The sequence below is a fragment of the Pseudomonas sp. ENNP23 genome, assembly GCF_001728945.1.
Taxonomy (GTDB): Bacteria; Pseudomonadota; Gammaproteobacteria; order Pseudomonadales; family Pseudomonadaceae; genus Metapseudomonas; species Metapseudomonas otitidis.
Genome location: NZ_LYSP01000058.1, coordinates 1 through 20,510, shown reverse-complemented (window position 1 = coordinate 20,510; position 20,510 = coordinate 1). Strand labels below are relative to the sequence as shown.

The window sequence follows — 20,510 nt, the reverse complement described above, 5'->3', positions numbered from 1 at the left end:
AGAAAGAGATGAATGCGCGTTCATCTATAATGCGCAACCGATCACAAATCCGACACGGCCCCGACCCCCCCATGAGAGCCCGATTCAGCGCCATGCGCGTGGTGCTGCCCTATTTCCTGCTGTCCTGCCTGTGGGTCATCTTCAGTGATCGCCTGCTGCGCCAGCTACCGCTCGGCGATGCCCAGCGCGACCTGCTGCAATCGGCGAAGGGCCTGTTCTTCGTGCTGCTCAGCAGCGCTTTCCTCTATCTGCTGATCTGCCTGTACCTGCGCCGCCTGAGGGCCTACCTGCAGGCGCGCCGGGAGCAGGACGCCAGTCTGCGCCAGGCGGCGGCGGTGTTCGACAGCACCCAGGAAGGGGTGCTGGTCACCGATGCGGAGCAGCGCATCGTCCACGTCAACCGGGCCTTCGCCCGCATCACCGGCTACAGCGAGGAGGAGGTGATCGGCCGCACGCCGATGCTCTTCAAGTCCGGCCGGCACGATGGCGCGTTCTACCAGTCGATGTGGAGTGCCCTGGCCAACCGCAACGAGTGGAGCGGGGAGATCTGGAACCGCCGGCGCAACGGCGAGACCTACCCGCTGTGGCAGAACATCCGCGCCATCCACGACGAGGACGGGGCACTGACCCACTACGTGGCGGTGTTCTCCGACATCAGCGCCATCAAGCGCTCGCAGAACGAGCTGGACTTCCTCGCCCACCACGACCCGCTGACCGGCCTGCCCAACCGTCTGCTGTTCACCGAGCGCGTGGAGCACGCCCTGGAGCGGGCCCGCCGGGAAGGCCGCGAGGGGATCGTGGTGCTGCTGGACCTGGACCACTTCAAACACATCAACGAAAGCCTTGGCCACAACGTCGGCGACCAGTTGCTCAAGGCCGTGGGCGAGCGCCTGGGCCCGCTGGCCGAGGGCGGCATGACCCTGGCCCGATTGGGGGGCGACGAGTTCGGCCTGCTGGCCGAACGGTGCAGCGCCGAGCAGGCAGCCGACCTCGCCGGGCGCATCCAGCAGCGCCTGGAGGCGCCCTTCGAATCCGGGGGCCGCGCCCTGTTCATGAGCGCCAGCCTGGGCATCACCCGCTTTCCCGACGATGCCGCCAATGTCGAGCAGGTGCTGCGCAACGCCGATTCGGCCCTGTTCAAGGCCAAGAGCGCGGGCCGCGAGACCTTCGCCTTCTACAGCCACGACCTCACCGAGCAGGCCCGCCAGCGGGTGGAGCTGGTCAGCGCCCTGCGTCAGGCCCTGGAGCAGGACGAGCTGCGGGTCTACTACCAGCCCATCCACGCCCTGACCACCGGCCGCCTGCTGGGGGCCGAGGCCCTGGTGCGCTGGGAGCACCCGCAACGCGGGCTGGTGCCGCCTGGCGAGTTCCTCCCGGTGGCCGAGGAAAGCGGCCTGGTGGGCGCCATCGATGCCTGGGTGCTGGAGCGCGCCTGCCGTCAGATGCAGAGCTGGAGCGAGCGCGGCCTGACCCTGTCGTTCATGTCGGTGAACGTATCCTGCCGCCTGTTCAACCACGGCGAGCTGGACACCCGTGTCGCCCGCGTGCTCAGGGAAACCGGCCTGGAGCCGGCGCGCCTGGAGCTGGAAATCACCGAAAGCGCGGTGATGGAAGATCCGGACACCGCCCTGGAGCTACTCCAGCGCCTCTGCGCCCTGGGCGTGCGCCTGGCCATCGATGACTTCGGTACGGGCTATTCCTCCCTGCAGCGCCTCAAGCGCCTGCCGGTGCAGAAACTGAAGATCGACCAGAGCTTCGTGCGCAACCTGCCCCAGGACCAGGACGACATGGCCATCGCCCGCGCGGTGACTGCCCTCGGCCACAGCCTGGGCCTGCAGGTACTGGCCGAAGGCATCGAGCGCCAGGAGCAGATCGAGACGCTGCTGGGTCTGGGCTGCGACCAGGGCCAGGGCTACCTGTTCAACCGCCCGCGCCCTGCGGCGGAGCTGGAAGCGGAGTGGTACCAGGTGACTCACCCGCAGGAGCACCCGGAGCAGATTCCGCTGATCTGACGCCAACCTGCAAGAAGGTTATATAAAAATTCTTAAATAGTATTTTTAAGAATATTCACGCCTTGCTTAAATGCGCCCACGCCGCGCGAACAACCCTGTTCATCGACGCGGGGCCTCTTATCAAGGAGCACGATCATGAGCGCAACCCTCCGTAGCATCGACGGGCAGGACGAGGCCAGCATCCTGCGCGAAATCCAGAATGCACTGAACGGCCTGCGGTTCGGTGCCGTCGAGATCACCGTCCACAACGGGCAGGTGGTCCAGATCGAACGCAAGGAAAAATTCCGCCTGCAGCAACCGGCCAAGCACGGTTGAGACACGCGCCCGACTGGACATCCGGAGGGCTGCCGCTCGGCCGTGCCCAATGACAACACCCTCGCCGACACGACCGAATTCTGAGGAGCCTCCATGTCCATCCGCCGTTTCGCCCTGGCCAGCTTGGCCGGTGCCCTGCTTTCCACCCTGGTGGTCGGCCCTGTGGCCGCCGCGACCGAACTGCTCAACGTCTCCTACGACCCGACCCGTGAGCTGTACCAGGCCTACAACGCTGCCTTCGCCAAGCACTGGAAAGCCCAGGGTGGCGAAGACGTGAAGATCCAGCAATCCCACGGTGGCTCGGGCAAGCAGGCCCGTGCGGTGATCGACGGCCTCAAGGCCGACGTGGTGACCCTGGCGCTGGCCGGCGACATCGACGAGCTTCAGAGGCTGGGCAAGCTGATCCCCGAGAACTGGCAGGCGCGCCTGCCGGACAACAGCACCCCCTACACCTCGACCATTGTGTTCCTGGTGCGCAAGGGCAACCCCAAGGGCATCAAGGACTGGGGCGACCTGACCAAAGAAGGCGTGGAAGTCATCACCCCGAATCCGAAGACCTCCGGCGGCGCCCGCTGGAACTTCCTGGCCGCATGGGCCTGGGCCAAGAAGCAGTACGGCAGCGACGCCAAGGCCCAGGAATACGTGCAGACCCTGTACAAGCACGTGCCGGTTCTCGACACTGGCGCCCGCGGTTCGACCATCACCTTTGTCAACAACAACATCGGCGACGTGTTGCTGGCCTGGGAGAACGAAGCCTTCCTGGCCCTCAAGGAGCAGGGTGGCGAGAACTTCGAGATCATCGCGCCCAGCCTGTCGATCCTCGCCGAGCCACCGGTTTCCGTGGTCGACAAGAACGTCGACAAGAAGGGCACCCGCAAGGTCGCCGAAGCCTACCTGCAGTACCTGTACAGCGAGGAAGGCCAGCGCATCGCCGCGCAGAACTTCTACCGCCCGCGCAACGCGAAGGTCGCTGCCGAGTTCGCCAACCAGTTCCCGAAACTGGAGCTGGTCACCGTGGACAAGGACTTCAACGGCTGGAAGGAAGCGCAACCGAAGTTCTTCAACGACGGCGGCATCTTCGACCAGATCTACCAGGCGCAATGACGCGCCGCTGAAGCAGAAACAAGGGCGGGTTCCAGTTCCGCCCGGACAAGGGGAAGCGCGAGCTTCCCTTTGCCGTGCCCGGGCCAGCGACGGCCGGCATCGGGCTTGAGCGTTCCAACGCAGAAAAAGGACAGATGATGTCTCGACGTATCTCCCCCGTCATACCCGGCTTCGGGCTGACGCTGGGCTACACGCTGGTGTACCTCAGCCTGCTGGTGCTGATCCCGCTGGGTGCCATGTTCCTTCGGACCTTCGACCTGAGCTGGCCCCAGTTCTGGGGCATCGTCAGTTCACCCCGGGTGCTGGCCGCCTTGAAGCTGAGCTTCGGCGCCGCGCTGGCCGCCGCCGTGATCAACGGCCTGATCGGCACCCTGCTGGCCTGGGTGCTGGTGCGCTACGACTTCCCCGGGCGCAAGATCATCGACGCGATGATCGACCTGCCCTTCGCCCTGCCCACCGCCGTCGCCGGCATCGCCCTCACCGCGCTGTATGCGCCGGCCGGCCTGGTCGGCCAGTTCGCCACCGACCTGGGCTTCAAGATCGCTTACACCCCGCTGGGCATCACCCTGGCGCTGACCTTCGTCACCCTGCCCTTCGTGGTGCGCACGGTGCAGCCGGTGCTGGCCGACATCCCCCGCGAGGTGGAAGAAGCCGCCGCCTGCCTGGGTGCGAGGCCCCTGCAGGTGTTCCGCCACGTCCTCCTGCCGGCGCTGCTGCCGGCCTGGCTGACCGGTTTCGCCCTGGCCTTCGCCCGGGGCGTGGGCGAGTACGGCTCGGTGATCTTCATCGCCGGCAACATGCCGATGAAGACCGAGATCCTGCCGCTGCTGATCATGGTCAAGCTGGACCAGTACGACTACGCCGGCGCCACCGCCATCGGCGTGCTGATGCTGGTGGTCTCCTTCATCCTGCTGCTGCTGATCAACCTGCTGCAGCGCCGCATCGAAACCCCCTGAGGAGGCCGCCATGCGTTCCGCTACCCTGACCGCCACCTCCGCCAACGCTGCCCGCCGTGGCAACGTCTGGGGTCGTCGCGCGCTGATCGCCGCCGCCTGGCTGGTGTTCGCGCTGTTCCTGCTGCTGCCGCTGTACATCGTGCTGAGCGAGGCGCTGAAGCAGGGCTTCGGCACCTTCTTCGAAGCCATCCTCGAACCGGACGCCCTCTCCGCCCTGAAGCTGACGCTGATCGCCGTGGGTATCTCCGTGCCGCTGAACCTGGTGTTCGGCGTGGCCGCCGCCTGGTGCGTGAGCAAGTTCGAGTTCCGTGGCAAGAGCATCCTGGTCACCCTGATCGACCTGCCCTTCTCCGTCTCCCCGGTGATCGCCGGCCTGATCTACATCCTGCTGTTCGGCGCCCAGGGCTACTTCGGCGAATGGCTGAGCGAGCATGACATCCAGATCGTCTTCGCCCTGCCCGGCATCGTCCTGGCCACCGTCTTCGTCACCGTGCCCTTCGTCGCCCGCGAGCTGATCCCGCTGATGCAGGAACAGGGCACCCAGGAAGAGGAAGCCGCGCGCCTGCTGGGCGCCAACGGCTGGCAGATGTTCTGGCACGTGACCCTGCCCAACATCAAATGGGGCCTGATCTACGGCGTGGTGCTGTGCACCGCCCGCGCCATGGGCGAGTTCGGCGCGGTGTCGGTGGTGTCCGGCCACATCCGTGGCGTCACCAACACCCTGCCCCTGCACGTCGAGATTCTCTACAACGAGTACAACCACGTCGCCGCGTTCAGCGTCGCCAGCCTGCTGCTGGTCCTGGCGCTGTTCATCCTGCTGCTCAAGCAGTGGAGCGAAGCCCGTCTGTCCCGCCTGCGTCACGCCGACGCGGAGGAGTAACCCATGTCCATCGAAATCCGTAACGTCAGCAAGAACTTCAACGCCTTCCGCGCGCTGAACGCCATCAACCTGGACATCCACAGCGGCGAGCTGGTCGCCCTGCTCGGCCCGTCCGGCTGCGGCAAGACCACCCTGCTGCGCATCATCGCCGGCCTGGAGACCCCGGACGCCGGCAACATCGTGTTCCACGGCGAGGACGTCTCCCAGCACGACGTGCGTGATCGCAACGTCGGCTTCGTGTTCCAGCACTACGCCCTGTTCCGCCACATGAGCGTGTTCGACAACGTCGCCTTCGGCCTGCGCATGAAACCCAAGGGCGAACGCCCCAGCGAGCCGGAGATCGCCGAGAAGGTCCACGAGCTGCTGAACATGGTGCAGTTGGACTGGCTCGCCGACCGCTACCCGGAGCAACTCTCCGGCGGCCAGCGCCAACGCATCGCCCTGGCCCGTGCCCTGGCAGTGAAGCCGAAGATCCTGCTGCTGGATGAACCCTTCGGTGCCCTCGACGCCAAGGTGCGCAAGGAGCTGCGCCGCTGGCTGGCGCGCCTGCACGAGGAGATCAACCTGACCTCCGTGTTCGTCACCCACGACCAGGAAGAAGCCATGGAAGTGGCCGACCGCATCGTGGTGATGAACAAGGGTGTGATCGAGCAGATCGGCGCGCCGGGCGAGGTCTATGAGAACCCGGCGAGCGATTTCGTCTACCACTTCCTCGGCGACTCCAACCGCCTCCATCTCGGCAGTGACGAGCACGTGCTGTTCCGCCCCCACGAGGTGTCCCTGTCGCGCCAGGCGGTGGACGAACACCGCGCGGCCGAAGTACGCGACATCCGCCCGCTGGGCGCCATCACCCGCGTCACCCTGAAGGTGGACGGGCAGGACGAGCTGATCGAGGCCGAAGTGGTCAAGGACCACGACAGCCTGGCGGGCCTGGCCCGCGGCGAGACGCTGTTCTTCAAGCCCAAGGCCTGGCAGGCCGTGTCCTCGCTCTGAGCCGGTGTCGAACACGCCCCTCCGCGGAGGGGCGTGCTCATGGGCGCGAGACCGTGGGTACAGGCCCCCGCCCTTTCGTGGAAGCAAATTCATTCGCGATAAACCGCGCGCAACGGGCTGCCGAGGGGGTTATCCACAGACCGCCTCGGCCGAGCGCTTCAGCCCCAGGTATTGCAACTCGGCGAACGGCACCGACGCCAGTGTCTGGGCGATGACGAAGACCTGCCACTTCCCCGCCGACCCGGAGAGCGCCGAGCGCCTGCGCCAACTGGTTCGACCGTCGGAATGAACGCCCCGCCGGCACCAAATCACTCTTTCGGGTAATTCCGTCCATCCCGCGTCGCAGTAGGCTGTGCGCGCACCGGGCGGGCTCCATGGGCCCGTCCTTCGTCTGCTCACAACAACAAGAAAAGGAGCACGCCGGGATGCTTTCACACGCTCTATCACGCGCTTTCATCGGACTGCTGCTGGGCCTTGCCGGTGCAGGGATGGCCCTGGCCGCCGAGCTGGCCCCCATCGATCAGGTCCAGGTCCACGCCTGCCGCGCCACCAGCAGCCTGCTGCTGTACCGGGGCGAAGGTTTCCAGGAGACCCACAAGGCCCGCTTCGAGGCTGACCTCAAGGCTCTGGATGCCGCCTTCCAGGCGGTGCCGCAGCCCAGCGACGGGCTTGGGCAGAAGTACCGCGCCCTTGTTACCCAACTGCAGCAGGGTGTTTCCTACGGCCACAGCGAGGAGGACGTGCCCTGGCGCTTCCCTCAGGAGCTGGCCAAGTCCCTGCGCGACCTGCTGATCGCCGCTCGCGCCACCCCCGGCAACACCCCCCAGGGCGAGTTGCCGGCCAAGGTCGAATACCTCGCGGTGCAGTACCTCAGCCGCGCCTACATCGGCACCTTCGAGATTGCCCGGGAGAACGGCGATACCTACATCGGCCAGGACGAGCGCACCCTGCTGCCGGCCATCGACGCCCAGCTCCAGCCCCTGGACAAGGCGGACCCGGTGGTGGGCAAGCTGAAGACCCGGTGGGGCTTCCTCAAGGCCGCGCTGGCTGACATGAACAGCCAGAGCAACACCCTGGTCAGCGCCTCCGGTCGCCCCTACGCACCGATGATGGTGGACCGCCATGCGCGCTCCATGAGCACCCAGTTGCTGGCGACAGGCGGATGAGGATCGGGGGGCAGCGTGGGTTATCCACAGTTGGGCCTGCGCCCAATCGCGGATGAGTCCGCTTCCGCAGGGGCATAGGGGTGGGCCGGGCGTAGGGTGGACGTCGCTTTTTACGTCCACCACTGGCCTGGCGGGTGGCACCGTTGGTGGACCGGTGAAGCGTGGTCCACCCTACGAAAGCCACGGCGCGGGTTATCCACAGTCGGGCCTGTGCCCAATCGCGGATGAGTCCGCTTCCGCAGGGGCACGGGGGTGGGCCGGGCGTAGGGTGGACGTCGCTTTTTACGTCCACCACTGGCCTGGCGGATGGCGCCGTTGGTGCACCGATGAAGCGTGGTCCGCCCTACGAAAGCCACGGCGCGGGTTATCCACAGAGCGGCTCAGGCGGTGGCCTTTTTCTCGCGGATGCAGGTGGGGCCGGAGCGTTCCTCGATGGCGCGCTCCACCTCCTTGCGCAGGCCGAGCATGAAGCCCAGTTCCGCCACCACGAACAGCGGGCCCACCACCAGTCCCATCAGGTCGTCGACGAAGGCGGGCTTGCGGCCCTCGTAGTAGTGGCCGATGAACTGGATGACCCAACCGATGAAGAACAGCCCCAGCCCGGCGCCCAGCCACACGGCGGTGGACTGCACCGCCAGGTGCTGACCGGCCCAGAGGCTGAGGCCGAGCAGCGCGGCCATCATCACGCCGAAACGCGCATCGAGGCGGAAGTAGAACAGCACGGCGGCCAGGGCCACGACGCTGGCGGGCGACAGCCACAGGCCGGCGACGGGCAGGCCCGGGCGGGACAGCAGCACGGCCACGGCGACCACGATCATGGGAATGCCGATGAAGTGGCTGAAGATGTTGCGCCGGTCACGGTGGTAGTCGGCGTACTGGCTCAGGTGGTCGATGAGGGTTTTCATTGTTGTCTCCTCGGGTTCGGGCAGTGCGTCGATAATGGCGCCTGCACTGGCCTATCCTCTGTCAACTAGCCGACAAACCCCAGCCCGCCATGCCCGAACGTTCCGACTGTCACCAACGCCTGCTCGCCGGCCACTGGTTCGCCAGCCTGCCGGAGGCCTTCCGCGAGGCCCTGCTGGGTGCCGCCCGCCCGCTGGAGCTGGCGGCGGGGCAGCGGCTGTTCCGCCGCGGCGATCCCCCCTGCGGCCTGTACGCGGTGCTGGGCGGAGCGATCCGCGTGGGGGGCAGCACGGAGAACGGCAAGGAGGCGCTTCTGGCACTGGTGGAGCCGCCCCACTGGTTCGGCGAGATCTGCCTGTTCGACGGCCAGCCGCGCACCCACGACGCCTTTGCAGAAGGCCCCAGCCAGCTGCTCAACGTGCCCCAGGCGGCGCTGCTGCGCCTGCTGGAACAGCACCCGGCCCGCTGGCGCGACATGGCCCTGCTGATGAGTCAGAAGCTGCGCCTGGCGTTCATCGCCCTGGAAGAGATGAGCCTGTTGCCTGCACCCCAGCGCCTGACCCGGCGCCTGTTGCTGATCGCCGAGGGCTACGGCGAGGCGGACGGCCAGCGCCGGGTGATCCACCTGGCCCAGGAGCAACTGGCGCAGATGCTGGCCATTTCCCGGCAGACCACCAACCAGATCCTCAAGGAGCTGGAGGCCCTGGGCCTGGTGCGCCTCACCTACGGCGGTATCGAGCTGCTGGATCTGGACGGCTTGCGCCAGCGCGCGGCCGGCGGGCGCTGAACGGCTCAAGAGTCACTGCGGCGAGGCGATAAGCTGAGAACCTGTCCTCTCTGTTCCCGGAGTCCTTATGTTCAGTGGGAAATGGCGTCAACGCAGTGAAGAACTCGAAAGCCAGGTCAACCAGCTGACCCGCGAGAACCAGCAACTACGCGAGGAACTGGAGGCCCTTCGCCGCCAGGGCCAGGCCCGCCATACGGAGGCGGAGAGCGTGCTGGCACAGCACCAGCTCCACGGCGAGCTGCACGGCAAGCTGGGGCTGTTCGCCGACTCCCTGTCGGACACCCGCGACAGTGTGGTTGCCCAGGCCGAACAACTGCAGGTGGAGGTGGAAAAGCTGCAGCGCCACCAGGGGGTGTTCCAGGAAACCTCCAGCCTGCTGGGTGGTTTCTCTGGCGCCCTGGCCTCCATGGCCGAACAGGGCGTGAGCAGTGTGGAGAGCGTCAACCTGCTACGCCAGCGGGTGGAGGAGATCAGCCGCATCGTCGACCTGATCAAGGCGATTTCCGACCAGACCAACCTGCTGGCCCTTAACGCCGCCATCGAGGCCGCACGGGCCGGTGAGCAGGGTCGTGGCTTCGCCGTGGTGGCCGATGAAGTGCGCGCCCTCGCCGGGCGTACCAGCCAGGCGACCCAGGAAATCAGCCAGTTGGTGGACAGCATCAACCAGGAAACCGGCCGCGCCAGCCAGGCCATCGGCAGCCTGTCCAGCGAGTCGACGCGCCTGTCGGAGAACGTGTCCAACTCGGCACAGACGCTGGATGAAATGGTGCAGTTGGGCGAACACATGAACCGCTTCATCGAGGGCATCGCCCTCAGCGCCTTCACCGAGGCGATGAAGCTGGACCACCTGCTGTTCAAGCTGGGGGTCTACCAGCACCTGTTCAAGGGCGAACACCACGCCAACCTCAGCGACCACCAGCATTGCCGGCTGGGCCAGTGGTACCAGTCTTCGGCGATCCAGGCACGGTACGGCTCGCTGCGTGCCTTCCAGGCGCTCGCCGCGCCCCATGCACGGGTCCATCAGGCGGCGCGAAGCGCGCTGGACGAACTGCCTGAGAACAACCACCGGGCCCTGCTGCAGGCGGTGAACGACATGGAGGGCAGCAGCCAGGAGGTGAACCGCCTGCTGGGCGAACTGGCCCACCAGGTGCGCTGACTGAGGTGCAGCGTCTGGGCGATGCCTTGTCCACAGCGTGTACTTTCGCTGGGCATGCCGGTGGCCTGGTCGGACACCACCCTGGCGGTGATGCAGGCTGTGGATATCGCGGTGGTGGTGTTGGTGGGCCCCACTGCCTGCACTTCGTCAGCTCCAACATGCACTGCAACGGCGACGTGGAGCCGGGCAACGTGATCCAGCAGACCCAGGTGCTCAATCCCTGATGGCTGTGGCCGCTGCAGGCGTTGTGCTTCAACTTCGGCAGCCCCCATGCGCTCCACCATTTCGTGGTGAAGGAGCCCTCTACATCCGCCAGATGACCGCGCCGGTGGCCCACCGGGTGATGCGCCGGATGGGGGTGCGCTTCAACGACTTCGGCACCTTCGCCCGCGCCAACCGCTGGCGCGCCCGCGAACAGGAACGCCCGCTCCAGACCCACACGGCCTGAACGTCCGCCCCAACCTTGGATGGGCCGCCGTGCGCCCCGTCCGCACGTACTATCGCTGCCCGCTGGCCGAGCCCCTCGACCTGCTTCCTGCCCCCGTGAACGACAAGAGGTAACGGCATGAAAACCTGGATCTGCGTGGTCTGCGGCCTGATCTACGACGAAGCCAAGGGCTGGCCCGAGGAAGGCATCCCGGCCGGCACGGCCTGGGGTGATGTGCCGGAGGACTGGGTCTGCCCGGATTGCGGCGTGGGCAAGGCCGACTTCGACATGCAGGAAATCTGACCCGTCCAGGGTGCTTCTAAAAGAACCGGGCGAGGTCGTCAGCGCCCCCGGCGCTACGGCGTGCCGGGGTGTTCAAGCCGCACGCCCCGGCTGCCCCTGATGCACATCGCCACCGGCCGCAACTGCACGAGCCGGAACGCTTCGAGGCGTACCTGGATGCGGCCTTCCGCGCGATTTGGCAGGACTTGATGACCTCAGGTGCCGGCGGCCGTGCTGGAAGGGGCCAGCTTCACCCCGGCAGCCAAGGAGGCCCTCAGCCTACATGAGGCGGGCGGGCAGGCGATCCAGCAGCGAGGGGTCGAGGCGCAGCAGGCGGGCGGAGCGCTCGTCCAGAAGGTCACGTGGGGCGGCGTTGGCGGGCAGGCGCAGGAGGCCGGCGCAGAGGTTCATGGTCAGCGCCTCGCGGGAGAACACGCCGCTTCCCAGGCCGTAGAAGGCCGCCACCAGCTCGCGCAGGCCGAAGGGCAGGCGCCAGCGGATGCGCAGCGCGGAGCCGAAGCTGGCGGCACGCTTGCGCACCACCGTTTCCAGGGCGTCGTCCTCCAGAGTGCCGCCGGCGTCCTGCCAGTCCTGCAGGCTGCGCAGCAGGGCCAGCTCGCCCATGTTGTGCAGCAGGCCGGCGGTGTAGCAGAGCTCGGCATCCAGGTCGAGTTCGCTGGCCATCCAGTAGCCCAGTTCGGCGCTGCGCTGGGCCTCGCGCCAGGCGATGTCGGCCAGCTCGGCCAGGCGCGGGTCGCGCAGCCGGGCGTTGCGTTCCAGGGCCATGCCGAGCACGAGGTTGAGCACACGGGTCACGCCCAGGCGCTGCAGGGCCTGGGTGAGGGTCTGGCAGGGCGTGCCCAGGTGCTGGGCGGCGCTGTTGGCGGCGGCGATCAGCCGGGCGGTGATCTGCGGGTCGCGGGAGAAGACTTCGTCGAGGTCACGCAGGTCGAGGTCGCTGGCCTGCAGGCAGCGGCTGACAGCGTCGCGCACGTCGCTGAGCAGGGGGGCGCCCTGCCCTTCCTCGCGCACGCTGTCGAGGTATTCCCCCAGGGTGGCGACCAGCAGCGGCGCGGCCGGTTCGCGGCCTTCGCCGGCGGGCAGCAGGCTGGACAGGCGCTGGCGCAAGCTCTCGGCATTGAAGGGCTTGCCCAGGTAGGCGGACGGCGCCAGGGGCAGCACGGCACGCACGCTGCCGGCATCCACCCGGGCGCTGATGAGCACGAACGGCAGCATGGGGGTGCGCGGGTGGCGACGCAGCTGGCGCAGCAGCTCCAGGCCGCCGCCGCCCTGCAGTTCACCGTCGGCGATCACCAGATCGGGCAGGCGGCGCTTGCAACGTGCGAGGGCGGTGGGCGCGTCGGCGACGTGGACGAGGTTGGCGTCGGCGCGGACATCCAGCACCAGTTGGGCGAGCAGGTCGGCCGTCCACGGGTCTGCCTCGGCAATCAGAACTTCCGGAACCTTGGCGTGGGCGGTCATGGGTTACCTCGGGACTGCAGCGGGCAAGCCGTAGGGGGAGTGCGACGGAGTTGGCAAAAAAGAAGGCGACAAGTCTAAAGCGCCGATGAAGGGCTGAGTAGTGGCCCGATGACATATTGACCGATTGGTTGAAATCTGCTTGACCCGGGACAAAAAAAGACCCGCCGAAGCGGGTCTCAAGTACGCCTGGCTGGTGAGCCTCAGGCGAGTTCGTCGAAGCACTCGGCGACGATGGCCAGGCCCTTGTCGAGCTGGGCATCGGGGATGGTCACCGGCATCAGGAAGCGGATCACGTTGTAGTAGGTGCCGCAGGACAGCAGGATCAGGCCCTTGTCGCGCGCCTTGGCGACGATCTTGCCGACCAGCTCGGCAGCCGGCTTGCTCTCGTCGCCGCCTTCGAACAGTTCGATGGCGACCATGGAGCCGAGGCCGCGGACGTCGCCGATGACCTTGTGCTTGGCCTGGATTTCACGCAGGCCAGCCTTGAGGCGTTCGCCCACGGCCTGGCTGCGCTCCAGCAGTTTCTCTTCGTCGAACACCTTGAGCACGGCCAGGGCCGCGGCGCAGGCGATCGGGCTGCCGGCGTAGGTGCCACCCAGGCCGCCGGGAGCGATGGCGTCCATGATCTCGGCCTTGCCGCACACGCCGGAGATGGGGAAGCCGCCGCCGACGGATTTGGCGAAGGTGGTCAGGTCCGGGGTGATGCCCAGTTGCTCAGTGGCGAAAAAGGTGCCGGTACGGCCGGCGCCGGTCTGCACTTCGTCAGCGATCAGCAGGATGCCATGCTGGTCGCACAGGGCGCGCAGGCGCTGCATGAAGGCCTTGGAGTTGACGTAGAAGCCACCTTCGCCCTGGACCGGCTCGATGATGATTGCGGCGATGTCCTGGGGCTGGGCGTCGTTCTTGAAGATGCGCTCGATGCTGGCGATGGAGTCGTCTTCGCTCACGCCGTGCAGTTCGCACGGAGCCAGGGCACGGAACACGCCACCGGGCATCAGACCCATGCCGGCGGAGTACGGAACCACCTTGCCGGTCAGGGACAGGGTCATCATGGTGCGGCCGTGGTAGGCGCCAGTGAAGGCGATGACGCCGGCACGGCCGGTGGCGGCGCGGGCGATCTTGACGGCGTTCTCGACGGCTTCGGAGCCGGAGGTGACCAGCAGGGTCTTCTTGGCGAAATCACCCGGTACGCGCTTGGCGATCTCTTCGCAGAGCTCGATGTAGGGTTCGTAGGCCAGCACCTGGAAGCAGGTGTGGGACAGCTTGGTCAGTTGCTCCTGGACAGCGGCGATCACCTTCGGGTGCAGGTGGCCGGTGTTCAGTACGGCGATGCCGCCGGCGAAGTCGATGTACTCGCGGCCTTCCACGTCCCAGACGGTGGCGTTCTCGGCGCGCTCGGCGACGACCGGGTGGATCTGGCCCACGCCACGGGGAACGGCGGCGGCACGGCGTTGCAGCAGGGATTCGTTGGTCTTGCTCATGGGTTCCTCACGGCCGCTCATCGGGCGGCGCAGTCTCAAGGATGAATACCTCCGGTGGGCGCTTGCGCAGCATTCGATGATCGACTGCGCAGGCCCGCCGGAGGTTCGTCGGTTCAGGTTGTGGAGCTGGGGCGCCGCGCGCTCTTTCGCGCCTTGCCCCGTCTTTGCATCAGGTTCAGATCCCGCCGAGGCAGAGGTATTTGATTTCCAGGTAGTCTTCGATGCCGTACTTGGAGCCTTCGCGACCCAGGCCGGAAGCCTTGATGCCGCCGAAGGGCGCCACTTCGTTGGAGATCAGGCCGGTGTTGATGCCCACCATGCCGTATTCCAGCGCCTCGGCCACGCGGAACACGCGGCCCAGGTCACGGGCGTAGAAGTAGGAGGCCAGGCCGAACTCGGTGTCGTTGGACATGGCGATGACTTCGGCCTCGTCCTTGAAGCGGAACAGCGGGGCCAGCGGGCCGAAGGTCTCTTCCTTGGCGACGGCGGCATTCTTCGGTACGTCGACCAGGATGGTCGGCTCGAAGAAGGTGCCACCCAGGGCATGGGGCTTGCCGCCGGAAACGACCTTGGCGCCTTTGCTGACGGCGTCCTGGATGTGCTCCTGGACCTTGGCCACGGCCTTCTCGTCGATCAGCGGGCCGGTGGTGATGCCCTCTTCCAGGCCGTTGCCGATGTTGAGCTTGGCCACGGCAGCCTTGAGCTTCTCGACGAAGGCGTCATACACGCCGTCCTGCACGTACAGGCGGTTGGCACAGACGCAGGTCTGGCCATTGTTGCGGTACTTGGAAATCAGTGCACCTTCGACGGCGGCATCCAGGTCGGCATCGTCGAAGACGATGAAGGGGGCGTTGCCACCCAGCTCCAGGGACACCTTCTTGATGTCCTGGGCGCATTCGGCCATCAGTTGGCGACCGATCTCGGTGGAGCCGGTGAAGGACAGCTTGCGCACGGTGGGGTTGCTGGTCAGCTCGCTGCCCACTTCACCGGCGCTGCCGGTGACGACGCTGAACACGCCTTTGGGAATGCCGGCGCGCTCGGCCAGTTCGGCCAGGGCGAGAGCGGAATACGGGGTCTGGGAGGCGGGCTTGAGCACCATGGTGCAACCGGCAGCCAGGGCCGGGCCGGCCTTGCGGGTGATCATCGCAGCGGGGAAGTTCCACGGGGTGATGGCCGCGGTCACGCCGATGGGCTGCTTGATGACGATCAGGCGCTTGTCCGGCTGGTGGCCGGGGATGACGTCGCCGTAGATGCGCTTGGCTTCTTCGGCGAACCATTCGATGAAGGAGGCGGCGTAGGCGATCTCGCCCTTGGCTTCGGCCAGCGGCTTGCCCTGCTCCAGGGTCATCAGACGGCCCAGGTCGTCCTGGTTGGCCATGATCAGCTCGAACCAGCGACGCAGCTTGGCCGCACGCTCCTTGGCGGTAAGGGCACGCCAGGCCGGCAGAGCACGTTCGGCAGCTTCGATGGCACGGCGGGTTTCGGCAGCGCCCATCTTCGGAACGGTACCCAGGATCTCACCCGTGGCCGGGTTGTTGACCTTGATGGTCTGGCCGCTGTCAGCGTCCAGCCAGGCCCCGTCGATGTAGGCTTTCTGGCGGAACAGCGTGGCATCTTTCAATTGCATCTCTGTCTCCTTCGCACCGGTTACAAGGAGCCGGGGTCCGTTGTTTTTGTTCGGCCAACCCCAGGATTGGCCAGGAAAGGAAGTCGATTGCAACAGCCGGGCTTGGCAGTGCAAGGGGCGTTTGAAATCTCAAACGAATGCTAGGGCCAGAGGGTTCAAAGGGCAATACTACGTTCGATAAAACAGACAAAAAAATGAGTGCCCACAAGGTTTTGCTGTGCAAAATCCATTACGAGCAGGGCTTGCGTTCAATATTCAGAACATTTCACGCAAAATGGACTCCTGCGCCACGTGCAGGTATGATTGCGCGCTCTCAAGCATCCGTAGCTCAGCTGGATAGAGTACTGCCCTCCGAAGGCAGGGGTCGTGGGTTCGAATCCCGCCGGATGCGCCAGACAACGAAAGGCCCTCTGGAGAAATTCAGGGGGCCTTTGTGTTTCTGCCGCCCTAGTGGCACCTGCCCATCCGTCACGGCAGCCCGATCCCCGCGAAGCGGGCCGCCCGCAGGGCGAGCCAGAGGACGGTGACGTCTTCGGTGCTGTCCAGGGAACGGCCCGTGATCGCTTCGATACGCCGCATGCGATACACCAGGGTCTGCTTGTGGATATGCAGGCGCCGGGCGGTTGCCTGCCAGGAGCGGTTCTCTTCCAGAAAGACCTGCAGGCTGTGCAGCAGCGGCGCACCTTGGGCTCGCTCCTGTTCCAGCAATGGGCCGAGCGTCTGCCGCGCAGTGCCCTCGGCTTCATTCAGGGAGCGGGGCAGCCAGGGCGCCCCCGGCCCCAGGGTGGCATAGAGGCTCAGGGGCTGCCGGGGACTGGCATGCGCAAGTGCGAGACGTGCTTCGCAAAGCGCGTCGGCAAATCGCTCGGGCCGGTCCACCGGATTGCTCGCTCCCAGCTCTGCGCCCAACTCGGCCTGTAGTTCGCTAATCCGTTCAGCGGGTTGAAGCAGGACGATCTCATGGCCCTGGATCCGAAGCAGTCCGTGCTGGCCCCAGCGCTGCAGAATGCCCTCCCTGTCTGGAGCGCCTTCGAGGGGCATCCGAGCAATGCACAGGTGCAACGCCGTGAGTGGCAAGCCTGGCATGAGGGCCTGCAGGCGCTGCTCGGCTTGATGGGGCGCTGCCCGCCCGTTCAGCAGGTCATCCAGAAGTTCGGAACCCAGGCGCAGCCGACGCTCGCTCTCGACACGCACGCGCTCGAGTTCGACTCCCACAATCGCGAGCAGGTGATGCAGCAGCGCGTAGTCGGGCAAATCGCCGGCGCGGACGACCAACAGGCAGTCGGGCTCCGACGGCAGGGCCATGCCCAGCATCTCGCCATCGGGATGGGGATAACGCTGCAGCATGGGCAAGAGCCCCGTGCGCCCCTCAGCACGCGTTTGCCTGATGGCCAGTCGGGCGCTTTCGGCAAGGGCTGGCAAGGCTTCATCCCAAGGCGCAAGGGTGCGGCTGTCGATCAGGTGAAGTGCCGCTGCGACGTCCTTTTCCAGCCGGGACAGGAGTGGCGCCAGCCCGAGGCCACCAAGGCTCAAGCGGGCGGTTTCGTAGATGCGCTGGAGCGCCAGGTGCCGTTCGCGCTCGATGCTGCGTCCGGCATCGGCGATGGCCCGGGTAACTGCGGCAAAGGGGACACCGTACTCGGTAAAGACAAGCGGAAAGCCCAGCTGATCCGCGGCGTCGCACAGCGCTGCAAGGTCAGGTGGCGCCTGCATGTCTTCTCCTATCATCAGGCCGGCCTCCATGAGTCGTTGGACGTAGCGACGCTGCTCCGAGGGAGTGGTGGGGATACCGAGACCTGTAGTCATGAGCAGGTCTCCCTCCCCGAGCCATTCGGTGGGATCGGGGAGTTCGCAGACGTGGGCCCAGCGAACGGGTCGATCAAGACCGGCAGCTCCGCTCACCAGTCGCGAGCGAAGTGCCGGTAGGGCGAGGAGCTCTCGCAGGGTGAAGGGCATGTCCAGATTGCTCCAGGGTTGAGCGACCAGTGTAATCGCCAGGGGCCCTGGTTAGGACCTCACCAGCTGGCCGGCAACATGCCGAGTGCGGAGGCGATGGCGTAGATGCCACTCGCGGCGAAGATGAGGATGATCGCGATCTGGATCATGGGATGGGCATACCAGCCGCAGGTGAATGCCGGCGCCTGGTCACCGGAGCGGCGCGCGGCATTGAGCAGCAGGATCGGGATGATGCCCATCAACACCCCGCCGAAGGTGCCAGCGAAATAGAGGGCGTTGACGAAGCCACCGATACCGGAGTAGGCCAGCAGGAAAGGCGGTACGGAAACCAGGGCGAGAACGAGGAGACGCTTGCGCCGGTTGCGCTCGCTGCCCAGGCGGAAATGGTCGAAGAAGTTGGTGAACAGGCAGCCACCCAGTCCCCAGTAGGACGTCAGCATGGCCAGCAAGGCGAAGGTGTTGGCGGTGTAGTAGGCCCACTGCCCCAGGGATCTGCCCCAACTGAGCGTGGCCACTTCGCTGAGGTTTTCGGGCCCGACCAGGGTGATCACGGACGCGGGTATCGCGGCGACCAGGATAAAGGTGAGGACCATGCCGATGATGATCAGCCGTGGGAGTTGCCTGGGCGTCGTGAGGTTACCGCGCACCAGTTCAGGCACTAGGAACTGAGCGCCAAAGACGAATACGGCGAGGTTGAAGATCGGGACGACGTACTGCCAGTCACTCCGCCACAGGTAGGCGATGCGGGTGTCCGCATGAGTAAGGGTGGCCGCGATCAGTACGCAAACGATCAGCACCATGCCGGCACTGATGAGCTTTTCTCCGATGCCAAGGGCCTTGAGACCGAGGTAGAGAACCAGCACGGAGGGGAGGAAGAACACGAGACTGCCCATCTCGCGAGTCAGGCCGTACTGGCCGAAGAAGTCGGCCATGATGTTGCCGCTGCCGCTCATGTAGGCGACCAGTGCGCCATAGCTGTTGGCGGCGACAGCAAGAAAGATCAGCCAGCCTCCGAACGTGCCCAGGTAGCGCCGCGCGAGGCCGCTGAGCTGATTGTTGCCTCGCGTGCGCAGGCAGGCTTCTGCGACGTAGAGCATGGTGATGATGCAGAAGAAACAGGTGATGGCGAGGCAGGCGAGCAACGGCAGGTAGCCGACCTTGCGGGCGGCGTAGGCCATGCTAAGCACGCCTGCGCCGATATTGGTGCCGATGATGATGGCGACGGTCTCGAGCGAGCCCAGGGCATGGGCTTCGAGGCCGGACTCCGTTTCGATTCGTTGGTTGATACCCATTTGTTATGTCCTCTTTTATTGGGATCAGGGGGGAGTGAAGCGGCCTCTCGGGTGCAGCACGCTGCGGGATACAGCCCTTCAGCCTTTATCCTCCAGGCCGGCGGGGGCGAAGCGGGCGAGGAAGCGATCGAGGCGGGCAGGTTCATCCCCCTTCAGCTCTGCGTGCTCCTTCCGCATAACGGCATTGCGCACCAGGGAACCGCCGATGTAGCGCAGGGGCTCAGGGGGGAACCGGCGACAGCGACGCTCCACCAGCGGGCAGCGACTCCAGGCATCGTCTCGCCCCAGGGCCAGGCTGGCGAGGATGCGGCCGCCGAGGCGGCTGGGGCCGACGCCATTGCCGCTCCAGCCGATGCCGTAGTGGATGTTGGTATGCCCGGCGAGCCGGCCGAATACGGGCAGGCTGTCGTAGGTACGGTCGATCGGGCCGGACCAGCGGTGAGTAATGCCGACGTCGTTGAGCATGGGATAGGTACGGCGCAGATCGGCCTCGGTGAGGCGAAGACTGGGCGGGTGATCGCCGAAGGTGGCGTCAATCCGTGAACCATATGCGAGGGCTCCGGTACCCTTGCCGAATGCGATGCGACCGTCGTGGGTGGTTCGGTAGTAGTCAACCATCAACTGGGAGTCGGTAATGGCCTCGCCGCCGGTCCAGCCGATCTCGGCCAGTCGATGGGGAATCGCCTCGGTGACGACGATGGAGCTGTTGACGGGCACTATCGCACTGGCGAGTTCGGGCAATGCTGCTGCCCAGGCGTTGGTGGCAAGCACGACGCGGACCGCCCGGATACAGGCACTGGCTGTGCTCACCTCCACGGGCTCGCCGGGGCTGATGGCGGTCACTCCGGTGTGCTCGTGGATCTCCACACCATTCGCCAGCGCTACCCGTCGCATTCCGCTTACCAGCAGAGCCGGCTGAACGGTGGCGTTGCTGCGTTCGAAGACCCCCGCCAGATGCACGCGGGAGCCTGTTCGCCGGGCCACCTCATCGGCATCGATCCGCTCGAATGGACTCACACCCAACCGTTCACAGGCAACCAGCGTCGCATTCCAGGTATCTAGGTGTCGTGGAGTGGTGGCGGTCCATAACCAACCTGCCTGCCGGTAATGGGCGTCGATCTGGTGCTCCTCGCAGAACTCCCCGAGTTCGGAAATGGCACGCTCGGCCTGTTCACCCAGGAAGCGTGCCTGGTTGGCGTCGCAGAAGCTCAGGAGGGTTCCGATCTTGGGCCACCAAGACATGACGAATCCCCCGTTGCGTCCGGATGCACCGCCGCCACAGACATCCTGTTCGAGCAGCATGACGCGCGCGTGGGGCTCCATTTGCTTGATGGAAAGGGCTGTCCAAAGTCCGACGAAGCCGCCACCGATGATGAGGACATCGACCTTGTGCTTGCCAGTCAGAGGAGCGGCCGGGCTCCCGCCATGCTCGATGGACTCCATCCAATAGCTGGCCTTGAGGGGAGGGGTAATCGTTAGCTTCATGTCGAAGGACCAGACTCGAAGGGTAAGTCGAGCCAGTCTCAAGGGGGTGCGCCCAAGTAACAATCAGGCGTTCTTAGGAAATTTCACGCCCTGTTTGTTCGATGGTATGAAGCCACTGCGGCCAGACGGGTGTGCCGTAAAGGGAGGAGAGTCGGAAACACTTGAAGCGGGACTGGGAATATTTTAAGCAGACTTTTCTTTCACGC

Annotated in this window: 17 protein-coding genes, 1 tRNA gene and 2 pseudogenes; 13 read left to right on the top strand and 7 right to left on the bottom strand. The window is 65.9% G+C overall.

The genetic code is table 11. The annotated features are described in order from the left end of the window. Positions 1 to 71 precede the first annotated feature (71 nt). The 7 genes from dibA (at position 72) to A9G05_RS23935 (ending at position 7,426) form a co-directional block, all read left to right on the top strand. The gene (gene dibA / locus A9G05_RS23965; RefSeq protein WP_069563333.1) at positions 72 to 2,012 is read left to right on the top strand and encodes a phosphodiesterase DibA; all 1,941 of its coding nucleotides are present in this window, start codon (positions 72 to 74) and stop codon (positions 2,010 to 2,012) included. 135 nt (positions 2,013 to 2,147) lie between these two features. After that, entirely contained in the window at positions 2,148 to 2,327 is a 180-nt protein-coding gene (gene oscA, locus A9G05_RS23960; RefSeq protein WP_069563332.1) for a sulfur starvation response protein OscA, read from the top strand. 93 nt (positions 2,328 to 2,420) lie between these two features. Then, positions 2,421 to 3,431 (top strand): sulfate ABC transporter substrate-binding protein, encoded by a 1,011-nt coding sequence (locus A9G05_RS23955; RefSeq protein ID WP_069563331.1) that lies wholly within the window; start codon positions 2,421 to 2,423, stop codon positions 3,429 to 3,431. 137 nt (positions 3,432 to 3,568) lie between these two features. Beyond that, positions 3,569 to 4,387 (top strand): sulfate ABC transporter permease subunit CysT, encoded by an 819-nt coding sequence (gene cysT, locus A9G05_RS23950; RefSeq protein WP_069563330.1) that lies wholly within the window; start codon positions 3,569 to 3,571, stop codon positions 4,385 to 4,387. A 10-nt stretch (positions 4,388 to 4,397) separates the two neighbouring features. Next, entirely contained in the window at positions 4,398 to 5,267 is an 870-nt protein-coding gene (gene cysW / locus A9G05_RS23945) for a sulfate ABC transporter permease subunit CysW (RefSeq protein ID WP_069563329.1), read from the top strand. A gap of 3 nt (positions 5,268 to 5,270) precedes the next feature. Then, positions 5,271 to 6,260 (top strand): sulfate/molybdate ABC transporter ATP-binding protein, encoded by a 990-nt coding sequence (locus tag A9G05_RS23940; RefSeq protein WP_069563328.1) that lies wholly within the window; start codon positions 5,271 to 5,273, stop codon positions 6,258 to 6,260. A gap of 425 nt (positions 6,261 to 6,685) precedes the next feature. Further along, positions 6,686 to 7,426: a hypothetical protein gene (locus A9G05_RS23935; RefSeq protein WP_069563327.1), complete on the top strand. Its 741-nt coding sequence runs from the start codon at positions 6,686 to 6,688 to the stop codon at positions 7,424 to 7,426. 380 nt (positions 7,427 to 7,806) lie between these two features. Here the strand turns inward: A9G05_RS23935 and A9G05_RS23930 are convergent, their stop codons facing one another. Next, a complete protein-coding gene (locus A9G05_RS23930; protein ID WP_069563326.1) occupies positions 7,807 to 8,331 on the bottom strand; it encodes a DUF962 domain-containing protein in 525 nt (174 codons plus the stop codon). An 89-nt stretch (positions 8,332 to 8,420) separates the two neighbouring features. Here A9G05_RS23930 and A9G05_RS23925 point away from each other — a divergent pair, with 89 nt between their 5' ends. From A9G05_RS23925 to A9G05_RS23910, 5 genes and pseudogenes are all read left to right on the top strand, one after another. Further along, the gene (locus tag A9G05_RS23925) at positions 8,421 to 9,116 is read left to right on the top strand and encodes a Crp/Fnr family transcriptional regulator (RefSeq protein ID WP_069563325.1); all 696 of its coding nucleotides are present in this window, start codon (positions 8,421 to 8,423) and stop codon (positions 9,114 to 9,116) included. A gap of 469 nt (positions 9,117 to 9,585) precedes the next feature. Continuing rightward, a pseudogene (locus A9G05_RS28245) lies at positions 9,586 to 9,879 on the top strand (methyl-accepting chemotaxis protein); the annotation flags it as partial. Continuing rightward, on the top strand, positions 9,880 to 10,272 hold the full coding sequence (locus tag A9G05_RS28240) for a CZB domain-containing protein (RefSeq protein WP_371850586.1): 393 nt from the start codon (positions 9,880 to 9,882) through the stop codon (positions 10,270 to 10,272). 48 nt (positions 10,273 to 10,320) lie between these two features. Next, positions 10,321 to 10,720: pseudogene (locus tag A9G05_RS23915) on the top strand (fatty acid desaturase); the annotation flags it as partial. 117 nt (positions 10,721 to 10,837) lie between these two features. Further along, positions 10,838 to 11,002 (top strand): rubredoxin, encoded by a 165-nt coding sequence (locus A9G05_RS23910; protein WP_044401971.1) that lies wholly within the window; start codon positions 10,838 to 10,840, stop codon positions 11,000 to 11,002. A 258-nt stretch (positions 11,003 to 11,260) separates the two neighbouring features. Here the strand turns inward: A9G05_RS23910 and A9G05_RS23905 are convergent, their stop codons facing one another. The 3 genes from A9G05_RS23905 to gabD all read right to left on the bottom strand — a co-directional run bounded on the left by A9G05_RS23905 (position 11,261) and on the right by gabD (position 15,571). Further along, the gene (locus tag A9G05_RS23905; protein WP_069563323.1) at positions 11,261 to 12,463 is read right to left on the bottom strand and encodes an HDOD domain-containing protein; all 1,203 of its coding nucleotides are present in this window, start codon (positions 12,461 to 12,463) and stop codon (positions 11,261 to 11,263) included. A 200-nt stretch (positions 12,464 to 12,663) separates the two neighbouring features. Beyond that, positions 12,664 to 13,944 (bottom strand): 4-aminobutyrate--2-oxoglutarate transaminase, encoded by a 1,281-nt coding sequence (gene gabT / locus A9G05_RS23900; RefSeq protein WP_069563343.1) that lies wholly within the window; start codon positions 13,942 to 13,944, stop codon positions 12,664 to 12,666. Between the two features lie 175 nt (positions 13,945 to 14,119). Continuing rightward, positions 14,120 to 15,571 carry an NADP-dependent succinate-semialdehyde dehydrogenase gene (gabD, locus tag A9G05_RS23895; protein WP_069563322.1) on the bottom strand — a complete coding sequence of 484 codons (1,452 nt, stop codon included), beginning with the start codon at positions 15,569 to 15,571 and terminating at the stop codon, positions 14,120 to 14,122. A 317-nt stretch (positions 15,572 to 15,888) separates the two neighbouring features. Here gabD and A9G05_RS23890 point away from each other — a divergent pair. After that, a tRNA-Arg gene (locus tag A9G05_RS23890) sits at positions 15,889 to 15,965 on the top strand. 74 nt (positions 15,966 to 16,039) lie between these two features. Here the strand turns inward: A9G05_RS23890 and A9G05_RS26855 are convergent. The 3 genes from A9G05_RS26855 to A9G05_RS23870 form a co-directional block, all read right to left on the bottom strand. After that, positions 16,040 to 17,527: a PucR family transcriptional regulator gene (locus tag A9G05_RS26855; protein WP_083272652.1), complete on the bottom strand. Its 1,488-nt coding sequence runs from the start codon at positions 17,525 to 17,527 to the stop codon at positions 16,040 to 16,042. Positions 17,528 to 17,586: 59 nt separating this feature from the next. Further along, positions 17,587 to 18,819, bottom strand: a complete 1,233-nt coding sequence (locus tag A9G05_RS23875) for an aromatic amino acid transport family protein (protein WP_069563320.1) — start codon at positions 18,817 to 18,819, stop codon at positions 17,587 to 17,589. A gap of 78 nt (positions 18,820 to 18,897) precedes the next feature. Further along, the gene (locus tag A9G05_RS23870) at positions 18,898 to 20,304 is read right to left on the bottom strand and encodes an FAD-binding oxidoreductase (protein ID WP_069563319.1); all 1,407 of its coding nucleotides are present in this window, start codon (positions 20,302 to 20,304) and stop codon (positions 18,898 to 18,900) included. Between the last annotated feature and the right edge of the window lie 206 nt (positions 20,305 to 20,510).